Genomic DNA, 18,413 nt, shown 5'->3' with positions numbered 1-18,413 from the left:
GCAAGCGATTGCTCAGTGTGCGGCGACTGCCCGGCCGGACCACAGCACCGAACCGAGCAGGAGCGCGCCGGGAACGATTCCGGCGACCACCGCGATCACGGCGGTGGAGGCACCGAGGGCGGCCAGCACCAGGCCGCCCACACCGCAGGCCGCCATCGACCCGGCGAGGACGTGCAGGTCGGGCCGCTTCCACACGACTGCGAGACCGAAGAAGTGCACGCCGACCACGAAGGTGATCCAGGCGACAGTCCCGGTGTGCAGCACCTTGTTGACCACCATCAGGCCGACCGCGACCGCGACCACTTCGGCTGCCACCACGTACCAGTAGCCCCGCCCGAAGCCCATGCTGCTCGGCGCGGCCGTGCCGTTGGTCGCGGGAGCGGCGGCCCCTCGACCGGCGAACAGGACCCGGAGGAACGCGAGGAGGGCGAGCACCCGCAGGGGAGCACCGAGGGCGGTCGGCAAGGCCCCGGCATTCGCCTGGACGAAGACGAGCCCGAAGCTGGCGCCGATGAGTCTGCCGACCTGGTCTTTTTTCATGATCGTCAGATGTACAGCATGACGACCTCCCAGCAAAGCGGGTGCGCTAGGAGGTGGTGGTGAGGCAATCGAAGGAGAACTCACTGTCTAGGTGCCGGCGGCCTCTTGCTGGAAGCAAGAGGCCGCCGGCACGATTTGCTAGACAGAGGTGACGAGGTGGTCGAACTCGCCGGCCTTCACACCCTGGAGGAAGGCCGCGAACTTGAGGGAGGAAGTGCGGACGATGACGTCGCCCTCGTCCGACTCCCGGAGTTCGATCGCCCCCTCAACGACGCGCACCTCGACGCACTCGGAGTTCGCGCCTGAGTAACTTGACTTCTGCCAGGAGGAGTTACGCATACTTGCTTTCCATATCCTTCATAATGGATCGAATGAACTCTCGGGATTCGTCCTCTGAGAGGGCCGCCGCGTCGATCCGGGCGATTAGGGTGCGGAACCGCGCCATGTGGGCCGGTGCATCGAAGAGCACGTTGCCGAGTCCTGAATCCAACTGCGCCGTGTCCAGTTCAGGGATCGGACCTTCGGCGTACGTGAAGTTCTCGTGCGTGAGTGGAAGCGTGTCGACATCGAACAGCACGGCTCGGATCGAGATGGTCGGCCGCTCTGAATCCTCGATGAGGCTGCCGAGTTGTTCAGCTTGAACCTTGGGACCGCTGAACTGCATGCGCAGCGCCGCCTCATGGATGTACGCAACGTACGGCGTTTCACCAGATCGTACGACGCGCTGCCGCTGCATGCGGAAAGCCGTCCTCAAGTCGACCTCATGGTGCGGGAGAGGCGGAAGGTTTCGCGCGAAGATGGCGGAGGCGTAGGCGCCGGTCTGGAGCAATCCAGGAATGAAGGCCATCGTGTACGTCGAGAGTCCACTCGCACGCCCCTCGATCTCAGCCACCTCAAGGAAGTCCGATGAGAGGCTTCCTCGATACTCCTCCCACCAGCCGCCTCGATCGCGATCCGTGATGATGTCCGCCAGCGCATCGATCAGGGGCTCGTTGACGCACATGCACAGCGCGGCGATCGTGCGGAGGCGTTCGACGCTGATGCCGGTCTTCCCGCTCTCCATCTGGGTCACGTGGGCGGGGTTGATGCCCAGCGCACGGGCGAGCTGGCTGCCGCCGAGGCCGGCCTGCTCCCGCATCCTGCGCAGTTCGGCACCCAACCGCAGCTGGCGGAGAGTTGGGTTCGATCGAAGAGCCATGGGGACCAGTCTGCCTCAGTGCTGCCACCACGTTCGGGGGAACTTCTCGCTGTCTGCCACAAATCTGTGGCGGGCCGCGCTATGGTCACTCTCAGATGAATCCTACGGATCGTCAGCAATGCCTTCGTTCCGGGCAGTAGGCGCCTGCTGCCCGTACGCCGAAGAGCAACCGGCAACCGGCCTGGCTCACGGCTTTCCCTCTCCCCACACCACAGCCTCGCGGAGGTTCCCGTGTGCACCCGTAACACCCCCTCGCTCACCCTCAGCCGGCAGGCTCTCCGGGACGCCCTGACCCGGTCCGACTGGGACCCGGAGACCATCTTCAACGCCGAACTCGCCCTCGCCGAACTCATCGTCAACGCCTGGCGGCACGGCGCGACCCCCGCGCCCGTCGTCTGGTTCTCCCTCCTGAACTGCACCCTCCGGGTCTGCGTCTCGGACGAGAGCGACGCGCTCCCCCAAGAGCAGTCCCTCGACCGTCTCGCCGAGACCGGGCGCGGCCTCCAGCTGGTCTCCGGCCTCACCCACCGGTGGGGTGTCGATCCGCAGAAGCGTGGCAAAACGGTCTGGTACGAGCTGGACTCCGCCGCATGACCCGCCCGCCCGTCGCCCCGGACGACCCCCGGATGCTCGACTACACCACGCCGCAGATCACGGCGCTCCTCGGCGAGTTGCACCGGCGGGGGCTTCCGTACGGGCTCCTCTGGGGTTCCGCCTCGGCCGGGGAGGCCACCCTCGACGGGCGTCTCCTGGTCGACTTCGGCAACGCGCCGGTGAGTACTCTCCTGAACCTCCTCCACCTCCTCCGCGATCTGGACCGGAACGAAGCGTGGGAGCGGTGAGGTTCTTCGTCGGCGCCGTGCTCGTCGCCCTTCTGGCCCTCGCGCTCGCCACCGTGGCCCCCGGTGTCGTCGCGACCCCGAGGATGCCGCGTCCCGACGACCGCGAACCGCGCTGAGCACACGCGAAGGCCCTCGCCCAGGGAAGGGGCGAGGGCCTCGCGGTCGTCCGACTCGTGCCGGGTCAGCCGCCGGACGGGTTCCGGTTACCGCCGCCGACTCCGCCGCCGAAGCCGCCTGCTGCGGCTCCTTCGACGAGCTGGTTCGCGGTGTAGCCACCGTTGGCGTCGGGGGTGCCGACGACGGTCACGCTCTGGCCGGGCTGCAGGTCGGTGACCTTGCCCTCCTTGTTGAGCTGGACCTTCGTCGCGTCGCCGGTGGTGACCTTGACCGTGTTGCCATTGGAGTCTGTCAGGTACACGACGTTGCCGTCCACGGCCTTTACGGTGCCACGGGCGAAACCGGGCTGTCCGCCCTGCCCGCCGCCCTGCCCCTGACCGGCGCCCTGGCCGGCTCCCTGGCCCCCACGGCGGGAGCCGTTCTGGCCGCCCCCGCCCTGGCCGCCGCCGTTCTGCCCGTAGCCACCGGCGCCACCGGCGCCACGCTGCTGACCGGCGGAGGCACCCGCAGCGGCCGCAGGCCGGGCGGACTTGCCGTTGGAGGAGCCGTTGTTCTGCTGGTACCAGACCCCGCCCGCGAAGGCACCGGTGGCGATCACGCCACCTGCCAGCACCAGGCTGATCCAGGGCAGCTTCCGACGCGGCGGCGCGGCCAGCTCGGCCGAAACGTCGCGGGCGTCCGGCGGGGTGGAGAGCAGGGCGACCTGCTCGGCCGGGGTACTGCTGACCGTGGCGATCTCTTTGCTCATGGGTGGAGTCCTACTCGTGGCGGAGGGCGTCGATCGGCCGCAGCGAGGCGGCCCGGTTGGCGGGGTAGCTGCCGAAGAACAGCCCGATGGCGACGGCGATGCCGAACGCGCCGAGCACCGATTCGGGGATCACCACCGGCTTGATGCCGACGATGCTGAAGTGCGAGCCGGCCATCCCGGCCGCGACGCCCAACCCCGCGCCGATCACCGACAGCAGCGTCGACTCGGTCAGGAACTGCCCGAGGATCACCGCACGCGGCGCGCCGAGCGCCTTGCGGATGCCGATCTCCCGGGTTCGCTCGGTGACCGTCACCAGCATGATGTTGGTGATCCCGATCCCGCCGACCAGCAGCGAGATCGCCGCCACCGCGCCGAGCAGGACCGTGAAGGTCTTCGTCGTGCTCTCCCTCGCCGTGAGCAGCGAGGCCTGGTTGGTGATCCGGAAGTCGGCCTTGGTCGGGTCGGCGATCGCGTGGGTGCCGAGCAGCACCCGGGTGATCTCGGCCTGGGCCGCCGTGGTGGTGTCCGCCGAGGCGGCCTGCACCAGGATCTGGTTGACGGGGCCGAATCCCGTGAAGGCGTTCTGCACCGTCGGCAGCGGGGCGATCACGACGTCGTCCGGGTCGGTGAAGCCGGTGCCGCCCTTGGCCTGCAGCACACCGACCACCGTGAACGGCGTGCCGCCGAGGACGATCTGCTTGCCGACCGGGTCCACCGTGTCGAACAGCTGCTTCGCCGTCGTGGCGCCGAGCACCACGACCTTGCGCGAGCCGAGCACGTCGTCGTTGGTGAAGTACTCGCCGTGCGCGACCTTCTGGTTGGAGGTCTCGAAGTACGCCGGGTAGGTGCCGACGACCGAGCCCGGGCTGTACGAGATGTTCCCGTACAGCGCCGTGCCGCTGGTCGTGACGATCGGGGCCACCGACTTGATCACGGCGGAGGCGCCGGCGTCGCTCGCGAGCGCCTTGGCGTCCGCCACCGTCAGCTTCTTCACCGAGGAGGCCGCCCGCGCGCCACCGGCCGCCGAACCGGCGCTGACGGTGAGCGAGTTGGTGCCGAGCGAGGTGATCGAGTCCTTGACCGCGACCGACGAGCCGTTGCCGACCGCCAGCAGCAGGATCACCGAGGCGACCCCGATCAGCACGCCGAGCATGGTCAGCGCCGAGCGCACCTTGTTGGCGGCGAGGCCGCCGACCGCGAAGCGGAGCGTCTGCCAGAGGATCATGCCAGTACCTCGAGGTCTCGCAGGGCCGGCGGCGGTCCGTCGACCGGGGCCTGCCGGACGTCGCTCACGATCTGGCCGTCGACCAGCCGCAGCACCCGCTTGGCGTGCCGGGCGACCTCGTCCTCGTGGGTGATCAGCACGACCGTGCGGCCGGTGGCGTTGAGCCCGTCGATCAGGGCCAACACCTCCTCCGTCGACCGGCTGTCCAGGTTCCCGGTCGGCTCGTCGGCGAGCAGCATCGCCGGCGCGGTGACCAGCGCCCGCGCCACCGCGACGCGCTGCTGCTGGCCGCCGGAGAGCTGGTTGGGCTTGTGCCCGGACCGCTCGCCGAGGCCGACCAGGGAGAGCGCGGCCAGCGCCCGGCGCCGCCGCTCCGCCGCCCCGACGCCCGCGTAGGCGAGCGGCAGCTCGACCTGGGCGAGGGCGGTGGTGCGTGGGATCAGGTTGAAGGACTGGAAGACGAAGCCGATCTTGCGGTTGCGCACCAGCGAGAGCTGCCCCTCGTCCAGGTGGCCGACGTCGACGCCGTCCAGCAGGTAGCGGCCGGCGGTCGGGACGTCGAGGCAGCCGAGGATGTTCATCAGGGTGGACTTGCCGGAGCCCGAGCTGCCCATCACGGCGACGAAGTCGCCCTGCTCGATGTCCAGGCTGACGCCCTGCGGTTCGCCGGTCTCCGGGTCGTCCGGGCCGCGCAGCGCGTGCACGGTGGCGTCGCCGTGCCCGTACGCCTTGGTGAGCCGGCGGATCCGGATCACCGGCACGGGCGTCGCGGGGACGCGCTTGTCGATGACGTGACGCACGATCAGCCCCTGCCGCCGCGGCCGCCGCCACCGCCGCCACCGGCACCGCCGGCACCGCCGCCCGGGAAGACCGCACCGCCCGCGCCGCCGCTGCCGCCCCGGCCGCCGCTCGCACCCGGGAAGGAGCCGTTCGGGAAGCCGTTGCTGCCGCTGGTGGTGGGGAGTTCGACCTTGTCGCCCTCCTTCAGCCCGGAGACGACCTGCACCGTGCTGTCACCCTCGACGCCGACCGCGACGGTGACCCGCTCGGTGGCACCGTCCTCGTGCACCACGGACGCGGTCCGGGAGGTGCCGGTGCCCGACAGGGCGGAGGTGGGCAGCGAGAGCGCGTTGTCGGCCTCGCCGGTGATCACCTGGACGGTGGCGCTGAGGCCGGTGCGCAGCGTGCTGGTGTCGCCGGACAGCTGCAGCGTGGCCGCGTACTGGACGGCGGAGGAGCCGGCCGCACCACCGGAGCCGCTGCTGCTCGGCAGCGAACTGACCGACAGGACGGTCGCGTTGAGCTTGGTGTCGGACTGAGCGTTCAGCGTGACGGTGGCCGCCTCGCCCTTCTTCAGCTTGAGCGAGTCGAGCTCGGAGAAGTTCGCGGTGACCTGCATGCCGGACGGGTTGGTGAGCACGATGAAGCCGCTCGGGGTGCCCGAACTCGCGCTCGTGGCGGAGGTCTTGCCGGCCGAGGAGGAGGTCGAGGAGCCCGCGGCGCTCGCCCCCACGGTGTCGCCGACCTTGCCCGTGATCGAGGCGACCGTCCCGTCCACCGAGGCGGTCAGGGTGGTCCCGGCCAGCGCCGCCTGGGCGTTGGAGAGGGTGGTCTGCGCGGTGGAGACCTGCTGCTGGGCCTGGGCCACGGCCGCGTCGTCGACCTTGGTGGTGGTGATGGTGGTGGTCTGCGGGGCGGGCGTACTGCTCTCGCCCGCCCCGCGTCCACCACTGCCGCTACCGGTACCTCCGCCGGACCCCCCGGCGGTCGCACCGGGCAGCGGCTCGGTGGTCGTGGTGGTGACCCCGGCCTGCGCCTTGGTGAGGTTGGCGTTGGCCGTGGTGAGGGCCACCCGGGCCGCGTCCACCTGCTGCTGGGCCGCCGTGGTGTCGACGGTGGCGAGCACCTGGCCCTTCTTCACGGCGTCCCCGACCGCGACCTTGACCGCGGTGAGTCGGCCGCCCGTGGTGAAATCCTGGGCCGCGTCGGTGGGAGACACCAGCGTGCCGGTTCCGGACACGGTGGCCAGGACCGTGCCCTTGGCGACCGTCGCGGTCCGGGCCGCCGGCTTGGCCGCGGCCGGGCCGGAGCTGCCACTGACCGTGGTGTACACCAGGGCCACGCCGCCCAGCAGGGCCACACCGAGCGCGGAGTTGAGGAGGACGGCACCGCGCCGCCGTGGTAGCACCTTCATGCCGGACAGCTTCGCGGGGAGCTCTTGCGGAGCCCTGAGCGCCCGCTGGGAGAAGCCTGACCGGTCGGATCCGGGCATTGCGGACAGAACAGCCGCCCTGCGCGTCCTGCTTGGCCGGTCCGTGGCCAAGCGTTGGCCGAACTCCCAGCGCACTCCCAGCGATCCACAGCCATCCGGGAGCGAGCCGGGAACAGGCCGGGAACGGGCCGGGAACAGGGCTGGAACTGACGGAGGCCGGCCCGGAACGCCGCAGGGGCGCGCCGACGACCGGCGCACCCCTGCGGCTGCGGTGAAAGGCAGAGCGTCGGAACGTCAGAGCGACTTGCGGAACGCCTCCGCCACCGCCAAGAAGATCGAGTTGCCCTCGGCCTCCCCGATCGACACCCGCACGCCCTCCGGGAACGGCCGGACGATCACGCCCGCCTCGGTGCAGGCCGCGGCGAACTCCGCCGAGCGCTCGCCGAGCCACAGCCAGACGAAGTTGGCCTGCGAGTCCGGGATCTCCCAGCCCTGGGCGCGCAGCCCGGCCACCACCCGGTTGCGCTCCTCGACCAGCGCGTCGACCCGCTCCAGCAGCGCCTCCTCGGCGCGCAGGGAGGCGACGGCGGCGTTCTGGGCGAGCTGGTTCACACCGAACGGGACGGCGGTCTTGCGCAGCGCGGCCGCGACCGGCTCGTGCGCGATCGCGAAGCCGACCCGCATGCCGGCCAGGCCGTACGCCTTGGAGAAGGTGCGCAGCACGCAGACGTTGGGGCGGTCGCGGTAGAGGTCGATGCCGTTGGGCACCTCGGCGTCGCGGATGAACTCGATGTAGGCCTCGTCGACGACCACCAGGACGTCGGCGGGGACGGCGTCCAGGAAGCGCTCCAGCTCGGCGCGGTGGATCACGTTGCCGGTGGGGTTGTTGGGGTTGCAGACGAAGATCAGCCGGGTGTTCGGGGTGATCGCGGCGAGCATCGCGTCCAGATCGTGGTCGCCGGTCGCGGTGATCGGCACCGGGACGGGCGTGGCGCCGGCGATCTGGGTGATGATCGGGTAGGCCTCGAAGGAGCGCCAGGCGAAGATCACCTCGTCGCCCGGGCCGGCCGTGGCGAGGATCAGCGACTGGGCGACGCCGACCGAGCCGGTACCGGTGGCGATGTGCTCAGCGGGCACGCCGAAGCGCTCGGCGAGCACCTCGGTCAGCTCGCTGACCCCCATGTCGGGGTAGCGGTTGAGCGAGCCGGCCGCCTGGACCGCCGCCTCCAGCACGCCGGGCAGCGGGTCGTAGGGGTTCTCGTTCGAGGACAGCTTGTAGGCGTCGGCGCCGGCCGGCTTGCCGGGCTTGTAGGTGGGGATGCCGTCCAGGGTCGGCCGCAGCCGCGGGCCCTGCGCTGACGTACCACTGCTCACGGTCGTACTCCGTTTCCAGAAGTTGCAACACTGTCCGGTGCGCTCGCCCGCCACGGACGGGTTCGCCGCCGTGCCCGGGATCTCCTGACGCGCCCGGACCACCCCGGTCGGGTGCCTTGCACGATACCGACCGCCTCTCACCCGTAGGAGTGAGATGCCCGGTCGGGTTACAGGCGCAGATCAGCCATTCTGCCCGGTTCCTTTGGCACATGTCAGAGGTAAGAAGCCAGGTTTCGGGCGGGTATCGAAGGGGCGCACCCCGGCTCACTCTTGGAGAAACGTATCTCCGAAGGCTCCCGATGCGCCGGTCACAGCACCTTGTCAGGAGCCATACGATCGGTCCGCCATGACAGCAGCAGCCAACCAGAGCGGTCGGCGCCCCACCACCTCACGTCGCTTGGAGCGGGCCGGCATCCGGGACGTGGCGGCAGCCGCCGGAGTGTCGATCACCACCGTCTCCGACGCGCTGAACGGTAAGGGCCGCCTGCCCGACGAGACCCGCAGCCGGGTGCGCGAAGTCGCCGAGCGCCTCGGCTACCGCCCCTCGGCGGCCGCCCGCACCCTACGGACCGGACGCTCCGGCCTGATCGGGCTGACCGTCACGACCTACGGCGAAGAACCCTTCACCTTCACCGAGTTCGCGTACTTCGCCGAGATGGCCCGGGCCGCCACCAGCGCCGCCCTCGGCCGCGGCTACGCGCTGGTGGTCCTGCCCGCCTCCTCACGCCACGACGTCTGGGGCAACATCGCCCTGGACGGCACCGTGGTGATCGACCCGCCCGACCAGGACCCCCTGGTCAGCGAGCTGTACCGGTCCGGCGTCCCGGTGGTCAGCGACGGCAAACCGGGCAACTGCCCGGTCACCGCCTGGGTCGACAACGACCACGAGGCCGCCGTGCTCGGCATCCTCGACCACCTCTCCGAAGCCGGCGCCCGCCGGATCGGCCTGCTCACCGGCACCAGCACCGACACCTACACCCGGCTCTCCACCGAGGCCTACCTCGGCTGGTGCGCCAAGGTCGGACAGGAACCGGTGTACGAGACCTACCCGGCGCACGACCCGGCAGCCGGCGCGGTCGCCGCCGACCGGCTGCTCGCCCGCCCCGACCGGCCGGACGCCGTCTACGGACTGTTCGACCCCAACGGGACCGACCTGCTCGCCGCCGCCCGCCGGTACGGCCTGCGGGTCCCGGACGACCTGCTGCTGGTCTGCTGCAGCGAGAGCGACGTCTACGCGACCACCGAGCCGCCGATCACCACCCTCTCGCTCAAACCGCGCAAGATCGGCACCACCGTCGTCAACCTGCTCATCGACGCCATCGAGGGCGTGGACTCCGGCACGGGCGTCGACATCGCCCGGCTCTTCCCGCCCCGGTTCCGCACCGCCGGCACCGGACCGCCGCCGGGCACCCTGATGCCGACCGAACTGATCGTCCGCGCGTCCTCCCAACGCCGGAGTCCGCGCACCACCGTCAGCCCGCCCCGACCGCCGGGCGAGGTCTAGACCGCCGACACGATCGACGTCGGCGGGGCGTCGATCGGGGTGTCCGTCGGGGCGTCGATCAGGGCCTCGGTCGGGGCGTCCACAAGACGCCGCCCCGGCACGCCGAACAGCCCCCGAACGGGTACCGACCGGAGCCGGGCGAGCACGAAGGAAGCCCGGCCAGAGCTGATGAGACCATACCGAGCCAGGACAAAACGGACCCCCAGGGGCCGCCCGGCTGACGCTCCGGAGGATTGGATGCCCACCAGGTGACGACGGCGGGAGAGTGGTCTTCCTATGATGGGCGAATGACACCCGAGGACCGCTTCCCCGGGCCCGAGTACCCCCACTCGGGCCCCCGCCACCAGCCGGACCTCGACGTGCTGCCGTACGGCACCTATTACGAACCCGACCCCGCCCAGGGCTACCCGAGCACCCCGTACGACGCCGAGACCTACAGCGGCTACGGCGGCGCCCGCTACCTCGAACAGCACTGGACCACCGACGGCCAGGGCCACACCGTGCACGCCCAGAGCAACGCGGTGGACGCCCAGGGCAACGCGGTGGACCAGTCCGCGGCGTTCTCGCACCAGGACCACGCGGGCTACGACGACCGGCCCGGATACGAGGAACGAACCGGATACGAGGAGCGCCCGGCCTACGACGGCCAGGAGCACACGGCCTACGAAGGTCAGGAGCACGCCGCGTACGACAGCCAGGACAACAGCGGCTACGACGACCGCGCCGGCTACGAGCCGACCCTCCCCGACCAGCCCTCCCCGGCCCTCCAGCTCGCCGGCCGCGACGACCCGCCGACCATCGAACTCGGCCCGCCGCTGCCCGACCCCGCCGCCCCGACCTACCCGTACCCGGCCCCCGGCCCCGGCGAGCCCCCCGGCCCGGTGTACGTCGTCGGCGACGTGCACGGCTACCTCGAGGAGCTGCGCGCCGAGCTGCACCACCAGGGCCTGATCGACGCCGACGGCCACTGGTCGGCCGGCCGTGCCCGGATCTGGTTCCTCGGCGACTTCACCGACCGCGGCCCCGACGGCATCGGCGTCATCGACCTGGTCATGCAGCTCGCCGCCGAGGCCGCCGCGGCCGGCGGCTACTGCCGCGCCCTGATGGGCAATCACGAACTGCTCTTCCTCGGCGCCGCCAAGTACGGCGACGAGCCGGTCCAGTCCACCGCCGGCACCGCCTCCTTCCTGGCCGCCTGGCGGCTCAACGGCGGCCAGCAGAACGACCTGGACCGCCTGGAGGCGCACCACATCAGCTGGCTGTCCCGGCTCCCCGCCGTCGCGCTGGAGGACGACCACCTGCTGCTGCACTCCGACACCACCGCGTACCTGGAGTACGGCGAGTCCATCCCCGACGTCAACGACGCCGTGCACAGCCTGCTCGCCGACGGCAGCGTCGACGAGTGGTGGGACTGCTTCCGCCGCTTCACCAAGCGCTTCGCCTTCCGCGGCGACGCCGGGCCCACGGCCGTCCACGAACTGCTGGACACCTACGGCGGCACCCGGATCGTGCACGGGCACAGCCCCATCCCGTACCTCACCGGCGCGGTGCACGCGGACGACGGCCAGCCCCCGCACATCCCCGGACCGTACGTGTACGCGGACGACCTCGCGGTGGCGATGGACGGCGGCGTCACCATGGAGGGGCGCCTGCTGGTCGCCCGACTGCCCATCAACTGACGGCCTTCATCGAACAGTTGTTCCCAGCGCTCGGGCCGTCGCACGCGCGCGGCCCGGGGCGCGAAATTCCGGAAACCGACTGTCAGCCCGGGCACACCCGCCCCTACCATGAGGCACACCACACCCGGCCGCCCGTCCGGCGGCCCGCCTCCGCGCCCGTTTCGGCGTCCTGAGGGCGCCCGCGCCCCCGGGGCGGAGCGAACCGGAGTCCGCACGAACGGGGTCCCCATGTCCAACCCCCCGCCGCTGCTCGCCGAGGACCGCCCGGAGTACGAGCGCCTCCTCGCCGAAGCCCTGCGCGACCGCACCGTCCTCGCCGCCTTGCGCGCGCCCGGCGCGCACACCACCGACCAGCTGCGCATCCGCGCGCTGCGCGACGCCGACGGCATCAACGCCGCGGCCGCCACCGAATACGCGCACTACACCCGGCTGCGCGACAGCCTGCGCGCCACACCCCCACCCCCACCCGGCACCGAACCCACCGCCCCCGGCCTGCTCACCCAACTGCGCTCCGCGAACGGCGGCGCCGGACTCTTCCCCGTCCTCACCGTGCTCACCCCGATCCTCGCCTGGGCCGCCGCCCTCTTCCTGCTGCTGGTCGGCTACCTGCTGCGCGCCGCCGAGCCGGACCTCGCCCTCGCCCGGTCCCTCGTCACCGCCGGCTGGGTCGCCCTCGCCGCCGGGGTCGCCGCGATGGCCATCGGCATCGTCGGACTCCTCCTCACCGCCATACGCGACGGCACCGCCGCCCCGGCCGGCACCGACCCGGAACTCGCCGCCGAACTCGCCGCCGCCCGCACCGAATGGCGCACCGCCCTGCGCGACCGCGGCCTCCTGCCCTACCTGCACGCCGCACTCCCGCCGGTACCCGGGCGCGAACCCGCCTCCGAACCCGCTCCTGATCCCGGCACCGCCGAAGGACCCGACACCGGCGAAGGACCCGACTTCAGCAGCCCCGACTTCAGCAGCCCGGGCTACACCTCCCCCGCCTTCACCAGCCCCGGCCCCGACGGCCTCACCGACCCCGAGGGCCGCACGTCCCGCCCCGCCGCGTTCACCACCCCCGACTTCACCGGCCCCGGCTACACCCCGCCCGCCTTCACCGGCCCCGACGACGTCACCTGAGCCGTCGGCCGCCGAACTCCCCTCCGACGGCGCCACCCGGGCGACAACCTCGCCCGCCCGGTCCTCACACCGAGGAGCCGGATCCGCCGCCGCGCCCCGGCACTACGGCGTCGGCTCCGGCACGTCCGTCAGCACCCGCAACTGCGGTGGGCCGTCCAGCAGCTCCGCCGTGCGGTCCAGCGACCGCGCCAGATGCGGGCTGGCCAGGTGCGCGTCGAACGCCTCCCGGGACTCCCACTCCTCCACGACCACCAGCACCGCCGGATCCTCCGGGTCCACGTAGTTCCGGTACGACAGACAGCCCGGCTCCGCCAGGCTCGCCCCCACCATCGTCCCTGCCTGCTCCCGCATCTCCGCCTCGCGCCCGGCCTTCGCCCGCAGCCTCGCGATCGCCGTGATCCGCTCGGTCATTCCGCCCCCGTCCGTCGAGTCCTGCCCTGTCCCCGGCCCCAACCGCCGACACCGCCCCGATCTTCCCCAGGCTCACCCGTACGGCTCAACCATCCGGCCCTGTCCTGGGGACTCCTGCTGTCCTGACGGCGACTCAGGCGAGCGGGCGAGTCCCCGCCCAGGCTGCGCTCAGGCTGGCCCCAGCAGGGCCAGGCTCCGCGCCGCCACGCGACCTACGCTCGTCATATGGGCACACCACTGGGGGACTTCATCCGCGCCAAGCGCGACAGCATCCAGCCGGAGACACTGGGCCTGCCCGACCACGGCCGCCGCCGCTCACCCGGGCTGCGCCGCTCCGACCTCGCCATCCGCGCCGGCATCAGCGTCGAGTACCTGACGAGGCTGGAACAGGGCCGCGACCGCAACCCGTCCACCGCCGTCGTCAACGCGCTGGCCGACGCCCTCAGCCTCGACCACGCCGAACGCAACCACCTGCGCTACCTCACGAAGATCACCGGCGGCGCGTGCGCCGGACGCACCCGGCCCGCCCCCGCGCCCCGCGAGATCCGCTCCACCGTCCGCGAAACCCTGCGGCTGCTCGAACCCGGCATCGCCGCCGTCACCAACCGGCTCGGCGACGTCCTCGGCCACACCAGCGGCTACGCGGCCGTCCTCGGCGCGGCCGGCCTGCTCGACGACCCGGCCCCCAACCTCACCCGCTACGTCTTCACCGACCCGCGCGCCCACGACCTCTTCGCCGACTGGCACGACATCGCCGACGAGCAGGCCTTCGACCTCTGGCTCGGCCCCTCCGCCGAGGCCTCCGAATGGCTCAGCACCGAACTCGCCCCCGTCGCCGGCCCCGAGTTCACCCGCCGTCTCGGCAACCACCTCGTCCCCCGCCGCGGCCCACTCCGCCTCCACCACCCCGCCGGCCCCGAACTCCGCCTCCACCGGGAGACCCTGGACCTCCCCGCCGACTCCCAGCAGCTCCTGGTCCTCCTCCCCGCCGACGACGAGACCGCCGCCCACCTCGACCGCCTCCTCACCCCGGCCCCGCCCCGCCTGCGCGCCATCTCCTGAGGAGCGGCATCTCGTGAGGACCGGCATCTCCTGAGGGCCGGCGCACCCTCCGTCACCCGGCCCCCGCCACCCCGGCGGCGTCCGCCGCCGCCCGCACGAACGCCAGCACCCGCGCCGTCGTGTTCCCCTCCCGCCACACCGGGCCGCGCTCGATCGGGGGCGCGTCGTGGATCGGCACGTAGGCGACGTCCGGGCGGGGGTAGTAGCGGCGCGAGTGCTCGCCGACCGGCAGGACGCCGCGGCCCATGGCGACCAGGCTGAGCATCTCGGAGAACGTGCCGCCGGACGGTCCCTTGGGCACCGGGCGGCCGGCCGGGGTGTGGCCGGGGGTGCGGTCCCGCTTGAAGCCCACCGAGGTGACCGCCGGGTACTGCACCACGGGATGGTCGGCGAGCACCTCGATCGACACCGACCGTTCCCCGGCCAGCGGATGCCCGGCGGCCACCGCGAGGACCCGCTGCTCGGTCAGCAGGACCGGGCCGCGGGCCATGCCGTCGAACGGGTAGGAGGCGATCAGCACGTCCACCGAACCGTCCACCAGACTCGCCCGGGAGTTGGAGAGCTGGACCTCGCAGACGTCGACCCGGCAGTCGGGGTGCCGCTCGCCGAACAGCGCGGCCGCCTTGAGCAGCAGCGGCGCCGTCCACTCGCCGAGGAACGCCACCCGCAGCCGCCCGGTGACCCCCCGGCTGGCGTCCTCCGCCCGACGCAGGGCCGCCGCCGTCGCCTCCACCACCGGGACCAGGTCATCGACCAACTGCCGACCCACGGCGGTGAGTCGGACCGACCGACTGGTGCGCTCGAACAGCTGGCCGCCGATCCGGCGCTCCAGCTTCTTCACCACCTGACTGACCCGCCCGGTGGTCAGGTGCAAGCGCTCGGCGGTCCGGCCGAAGTGCAGCTCCTCGGCGAGCGCGAGGAGGACATCGATCTCCAACCGTTCCAGCATCCCGCGCCACCCCTCGATCGTTGAATCCGGCTCAACGATCGTACGTTCATCAGACATTGATGGCTGGTCCGGCCCGGAGGATCGTAGAACCCGTCACCAGCCGCGCCGAACCGCCCGCGGCAGTACCACCGCCGAACCCGAAGGCCCCCATGACCAGCACCGCCCCCAGCACCGCCCCCAGCACCCCCGCCGACACCGCCGACACCGCCGCCGCCACTGCCGCCACTGCCGCCACCGGCCGTCGGATCACCGCAGGCCTCTTCATGTCCCTCGACGGCGTCGTCGAGGCCCCCGAGACCTGGCACTTCCCCTATCTCAACGAGGAGATGGGCGCCGTCGTCGGCGGCCTCGCCGCCGCGGCCGACACCCTGCTGCTCGGCCGCCGCACCTACGAGGCCTTCGCCGCCACCTGGCCGCTCCAGAGCGGCGACATGGCGGACGCCCTCAACGCGATCCCCAAGCTGGTCGTCTCCACCACGCTCGGCAAGGCCGAGTGGAACAACTCCACCGTCCTCGGCGGCGACCTCGTCGCCGAACTGACCGAGCTCAAGCGGCAGCCGGGCCGTAACATCAGCCTCTCCGGCAGCATCATGCTCACCCGCACCCTGCTGCGCGCCGGGCTGATCGACGACCTCCACCTGCTCGTCCACCCGATCGTCCTGGGCCCCGGCATCCGCCTGTTCACCGAGCAGGACCGGATCCCCCTGCGACTCGCCCACTCGGCCACCTTCAGCACCGGCGTGGTCCACCTGCACTACCAGCAGGCCTGACCCCCACCCTCCCCTCCCCCACCCACCGAAGGAACCCACCCATGCGCGTCGTCGCCTTCGACCACCTCGTCCTCAACGTCTCGGACGTCGAACGCTCCCTGGCCTTCTACTCGGGCCTCCTGGGCCTGGAGCCCGTCCGCGTCGACGAATGGCGCGCCGGGAAGGCGCCCTTCCCGTCCGTCCGCGTCACCGCCGAGACCATCATCGACCTGACCAGCCGCCCCCGGAACGAGTCCAACGTCGACCACATCTGCCTCACCGTCGAACCCCTCGACTGGCAGGAGGTCATCGACTCCGGCACCTTCACCGTCCTCGAAGGACCCGTCTCCCGCTACGGCGCCCGCGGCACCGCCACCTCCGTCTACGTCCAGGACCCCGACGGCAACACCGTCGAACTCCGCTGGTACCCCCGGTGACGGGTGCCGCCCCGACCCCACAGGGGAGGGCCGGGGCGGCACTTCAACCCGCCAACAGCCGAACAGCCGTCAAGGGCAGATCAACCGAACGGTCGGGCTCAAAGCGTTCCAAGGCTGCATGGCATGGATCATCCCAGGCACGGCCCCAGGTCACCGAGCAGATTTCTGCGCAGCCGAAGCGCTGCTCCGGGAAGTCCTCCCGGAGCAGCGCCCGCGTTGGTGCGTCGTCAGTCCGCCGGCGGGAGGCAGATCCGGTTGCCCTGGGCCTTGAACCAGCACAGGGAAAGCCACAGGCAGCCGGCTCAACGCAGGAGTTCGGCCGCCGGGGTGTGGTTTCCGGTTGCCGAGGCACCTGCCATCGCCGAGGAAGCGTTCTCCGGATCGGTGCGGGGCGGTACCACCAGGAGGAGGAAGTGGTCCTGGAAGCCCCGGGTGACACTGATCGTCGCGTCACTGCCGGCGAACCAGTTGATCTTGACCATGAGGCCGTTCACCATGAGGGACCGGGGTACCTCGCCCCAGGCCGAGGTGTCGAGGCCGACCCGAACGATCGGCCCGAGGTGGGCGCCGAGCGCGGTGATCAGGTCCGGCAGCTCGGCCAGGATGTGGTTCGAGCGGGGCCACCACGCGCCGTCGAAGATCCCCTCCCGAGTCATCGTCGGCTCCAGCACCAGGCGTGGCAGGAGCGGAGCACCGGGCACGGACCACGGCCCGGGGGAGGAAGGCGTGGGGAGAGGGACCGGCATCATGTGAGGCCGCCCGTCTGGTCCACGAGGGACCAATCATGACCCAGGGCGACACCAGCGCGAATGCCGATATTCGGAATGTCCTCGGCTGTCTCCCACGGTACTCCGCGGAGGTCTCCCAGGTGCCGTCCGGCCCGCAGGAGTACGCTCGAAGGCATCCAGGGCATCGCGCATTCCGGTACCCGTTCCGGCTTCGTTCTGGGTGAAGGACGTTCCGGGCAGCCCCAGGCCGGCCCGGAGGCGGGACCGGTGTACGCCGTGACCACTCACTCCCCGCAGTCGGCACGGCCGGGCCACGGCCTCACGGTCGCCGACGCCATGGACCCCTGCGCCTACCAGATAGCCGACGACAGCACCGTCGCCCAGGCCGACGACATCCTCCACAGCGCCCGCATCGACTTCCTGCTCGTCCGCGACCACAACGGCCGGTGCGAGGGACTGGTCACCCGCGCCGGGCTTCACCCGTTCCTGACGCGCTCCCGGTGCACCGAGCGGACCGTGATCAGCGCCACCACGCACCAGCGCGGCCCGTTCACGTGGCCGACCATGGGCCTGACCCTGGCCGCGCTCGCGATGCGGATCAAGCGCCTGGCCATCTGGCCCGTGATCGACGAGGACGGTTACATCCTCGGCGTCCTCACCGCGGACCGAGCCAACCACCTGCTCGCCGCCAACCGCCTGCTCGCCGCCGAGCCCGCCTGAACGTCGCGCCGCCGGGGCGCCGCTCCGGGAGACCTGTCAGCCTCCCGGAGCACGCCGTCAACCAGGCATCACCGTCAGTCGGCCAGCGGGAGGTAGACCCGGCTGCCCTGGGCCTTGAACTCCTCGGACATGGCCTGCATGCCGGCTTCGGCGTCGTAGCCGGATGCCACCGCCGTCGCGCCGTCGCCGTGTTCGTCGCGGATCTTCTGGGAGATCTTCATCGAGCAGAACATGGGCTGACCCTGGATACCTGCGAGGGCTAGTGCCGGCGGCGGGCTGCGGCTCGTCCGCTACGCCTCACGAGGATGAGGACCGAGCCTCCGAGGGCGATGGCGGCCGCCGAGCCAACCGCGATGCCAATCGATTTGCCGGAGCCAGTGGCGGCCAGTGCTTGTCCCGCCCCCTTCGGGTGTTCGGCCGGTCCACCCTGCTCGTGACCGCCCTGGCCGTTGCCGTGATCACCTTGCTCGTGGCCGCCGTGCTCCTGACCGCCGTGACCACCTGGATGATGAGGCGGCCCAGCCGGACCAACGGGAGCGACGGGGCCGGTGGGCCCGGCGGGGCCAGGAGGGCCGGCAGGACCGGCAGGACCGGCAGGACCGGGCGAACCATTGGCGCCGGGCAAACCGTTGGCACCGGGCGAACCGTTGGCGCCAGGCGAACCATTGGCGCCAGGCGAACCATTGGCGCCGGGCAAACCATTGGCGCCAGGCGAACCATTGGCGCCGGGCAAACCATTGGCGCCAGGCGAACCATTGGCGCCGGGCAAACCATTGGCGCCAGGCGAACCATT

The 18,413-nt window shown here is 71.6% G+C and carries 21 protein-coding genes; 9 read left to right on the top strand and 12 right to left on the bottom strand.

Going from position 1 to position 18,413, the window contains the following annotated elements; translation table 11 throughout:
• Positions 1-12: 12 nt before the first annotated feature.
• From ACZ52J_RS03775 to ACZ52J_RS03765, 3 genes are all read right to left on the bottom strand, one after another.
• Positions 13-540 (bottom strand): hypothetical protein, encoded by a 528-nt coding sequence (locus ACZ52J_RS03775; protein ID WP_465615539.1) that lies wholly within the window; start codon positions 538-540, stop codon positions 13-15.
• Between the two features lie 138 nt (positions 541-678).
• Positions 679-879, bottom strand: a complete 201-nt coding sequence (locus tag ACZ52J_RS03770) for a DUF397 domain-containing protein (RefSeq protein ID WP_465615537.1) — start codon at positions 877-879, stop codon at positions 679-681.
• Complete coding sequence (locus ACZ52J_RS03765; protein ID WP_465615535.1) at positions 872-1,738, bottom strand: helix-turn-helix domain-containing protein; 867 nt, start codon at positions 1,736-1,738, stop codon at positions 872-874. The genes ACZ52J_RS03770 and ACZ52J_RS03765 overlap by 8 nt, the downstream gene beginning before the upstream one ends.
• Positions 1,739-1,969: 231 nt before the next feature.
• On the opposite strand from ACZ52J_RS03765, the gene ACZ52J_RS03760 reads away from it, so the two are divergent.
• On the top strand, positions 1,970-2,332 hold the full coding sequence (locus tag ACZ52J_RS03760; RefSeq protein ID WP_465615533.1) for an ATP-binding protein: 363 nt from the start codon (positions 1,970-1,972) through the stop codon (positions 2,330-2,332).
• Entirely contained in the window at positions 2,329-2,580 is a 252-nt protein-coding gene (locus tag ACZ52J_RS03755; RefSeq protein WP_465615531.1) for a hypothetical protein, read from the top strand. The genes ACZ52J_RS03760 and ACZ52J_RS03755 overlap by 4 nt, the downstream gene beginning before the upstream one ends.
• A 181-nt stretch (positions 2,581-2,761) precedes the next feature.
• Here the strand turns inward: ACZ52J_RS03755 and ACZ52J_RS03750 are convergent, their stop codons facing one another.
• The 5 genes from ACZ52J_RS03750 to hisC all read right to left on the bottom strand — a co-directional run bounded on the left by ACZ52J_RS03750 (position 2,762) and on the right by hisC (position 8,256).
• Entirely contained in the window at positions 2,762-3,445 is a 684-nt protein-coding gene (locus ACZ52J_RS03750) for a hypothetical protein (RefSeq protein ID WP_465615529.1), read from the bottom strand.
• 10 nt (positions 3,446-3,455) lie between these two features.
• Positions 3,456-4,670 (bottom strand): ABC transporter permease, encoded by a 1,215-nt coding sequence (locus ACZ52J_RS03745; RefSeq protein WP_465615527.1) that lies wholly within the window; start codon positions 4,668-4,670, stop codon positions 3,456-3,458.
• Positions 4,667-5,470 carry an ABC transporter ATP-binding protein gene (locus ACZ52J_RS03740; RefSeq protein WP_360498067.1) on the bottom strand — a complete coding sequence of 268 codons (804 nt, stop codon included), beginning with the start codon at positions 5,468-5,470 and terminating at the stop codon, positions 4,667-4,669. The genes ACZ52J_RS03745 and ACZ52J_RS03740 overlap by 4 nt, the downstream gene beginning before the upstream one ends.
• Before the next feature lie 2 nt (positions 5,471-5,472).
• Entirely contained in the window at positions 5,473-6,864 is a 1,392-nt protein-coding gene (locus ACZ52J_RS03735) for an efflux RND transporter periplasmic adaptor subunit (RefSeq protein ID WP_465615525.1), read from the bottom strand.
• A gap of 312 nt (positions 6,865-7,176) precedes the next feature.
• Positions 7,177-8,256, bottom strand: coding sequence for a histidinol-phosphate transaminase (gene hisC / locus ACZ52J_RS03730; RefSeq protein WP_360498070.1), 1,080 nt, complete (start codon positions 8,254-8,256; stop codon positions 7,177-7,179).
• Between the two features lie 346 nt (positions 8,257-8,602).
• On the opposite strand from hisC, the gene ACZ52J_RS03725 reads away from it, so the two are divergent.
• The 3 genes from ACZ52J_RS03725 to ACZ52J_RS03715 all read left to right on the top strand — a co-directional run bounded on the left by ACZ52J_RS03725 (position 8,603) and on the right by ACZ52J_RS03715 (position 12,564).
• A complete protein-coding gene (locus tag ACZ52J_RS03725) occupies positions 8,603-9,760 on the top strand; it encodes a LacI family DNA-binding transcriptional regulator (protein ID WP_188296553.1) in 1,158 nt (385 codons plus the stop codon).
• A 542-nt stretch (positions 9,761-10,302) separates the two neighbouring features.
• On the top strand, positions 10,303-11,439 hold the full coding sequence (locus ACZ52J_RS03720; RefSeq protein WP_465615869.1) for a metallophosphoesterase: 1,137 nt from the start codon (positions 10,303-10,305) through the stop codon (positions 11,437-11,439).
• 228 nt (positions 11,440-11,667) lie between these two features.
• On the top strand, positions 11,668-12,564 hold the full coding sequence (locus tag ACZ52J_RS03715) for a hypothetical protein (protein WP_465615523.1): 897 nt from the start codon (positions 11,668-11,670) through the stop codon (positions 12,562-12,564).
• Between the two features lie 102 nt (positions 12,565-12,666).
• Here the strand turns inward: ACZ52J_RS03715 and ACZ52J_RS03710 are convergent, their stop codons facing one another.
• Positions 12,667-12,975, bottom strand: a complete 309-nt coding sequence (locus ACZ52J_RS03710; RefSeq protein WP_465615521.1) for a putative quinol monooxygenase — start codon at positions 12,973-12,975, stop codon at positions 12,667-12,669.
• 225 nt (positions 12,976-13,200) lie between these two features.
• Here ACZ52J_RS03710 and ACZ52J_RS03705 point away from each other — a divergent pair, with 225 nt between their 5' ends.
• Positions 13,201-14,037, top strand: coding sequence for a helix-turn-helix domain-containing protein (locus ACZ52J_RS03705; RefSeq protein ID WP_465615519.1), 837 nt, complete (start codon positions 13,201-13,203; stop codon positions 14,035-14,037).
• A 52-nt stretch (positions 14,038-14,089) separates the two neighbouring features.
• On the opposite strand, the gene ACZ52J_RS03700 is transcribed toward ACZ52J_RS03705, so the two are convergent.
• Positions 14,090-14,986 carry a LysR family transcriptional regulator gene (locus tag ACZ52J_RS03700; protein WP_465615517.1) on the bottom strand — a complete coding sequence of 299 codons (897 nt, stop codon included), beginning with the start codon at positions 14,984-14,986 and terminating at the stop codon, positions 14,090-14,092.
• A gap of 149 nt (positions 14,987-15,135) precedes the next feature.
• Here ACZ52J_RS03700 and ACZ52J_RS03695 point away from each other — a divergent pair, with 149 nt between their 5' ends.
• Together ACZ52J_RS03695 and ACZ52J_RS03690 are read left to right on the top strand one after the other, a co-directional pair.
• Positions 15,136-15,756 carry a dihydrofolate reductase family protein gene (locus ACZ52J_RS03695; RefSeq protein WP_465615515.1) on the top strand — a complete coding sequence of 207 codons (621 nt, stop codon included), beginning with the start codon at positions 15,136-15,138 and terminating at the stop codon, positions 15,754-15,756.
• Between the two features lie 41 nt (positions 15,757-15,797).
• Positions 15,798-16,172, top strand: coding sequence for a VOC family protein (locus ACZ52J_RS03690; RefSeq protein ID WP_360498082.1), 375 nt, complete (start codon positions 15,798-15,800; stop codon positions 16,170-16,172).
• A 302-nt stretch (positions 16,173-16,474) separates the two neighbouring features.
• On the opposite strand, the gene ACZ52J_RS03685 is transcribed toward ACZ52J_RS03690, so the two are convergent.
• On the bottom strand, positions 16,475-16,918 hold the full coding sequence (locus ACZ52J_RS03685) for a DUF5994 family protein (protein ID WP_465615867.1): 444 nt from the start codon (positions 16,916-16,918) through the stop codon (positions 16,475-16,477).
• 258 nt (positions 16,919-17,176) lie between these two features.
• On the opposite strand from ACZ52J_RS03685, the gene ACZ52J_RS03680 reads away from it, so the two are divergent.
• Positions 17,177-17,620 (top strand): CBS domain-containing protein, encoded by a 444-nt coding sequence (locus tag ACZ52J_RS03680; protein WP_465615513.1) that lies wholly within the window; start codon positions 17,177-17,179, stop codon positions 17,618-17,620.
• A gap of 74 nt (positions 17,621-17,694) precedes the next feature.
• Here ACZ52J_RS03680 and ACZ52J_RS03675 read toward each other — a convergent pair whose 3' ends face one another.
• On the bottom strand, positions 17,695-17,841 hold the full coding sequence (locus tag ACZ52J_RS03675; RefSeq protein ID WP_465615511.1) for a thiamine biosynthesis protein ThiC: 147 nt from the start codon (positions 17,839-17,841) through the stop codon (positions 17,695-17,697).
• Positions 17,842-18,413: the final 572 nt, after the last annotated feature.

Source organism: Kitasatospora sp. NPDC034035 (assembly GCF_055575755.1).
The sequence above is the reverse complement of the archived record's forward strand: the minus strand, read 5'-3'. Positions and strand labels throughout refer to the sequence as shown.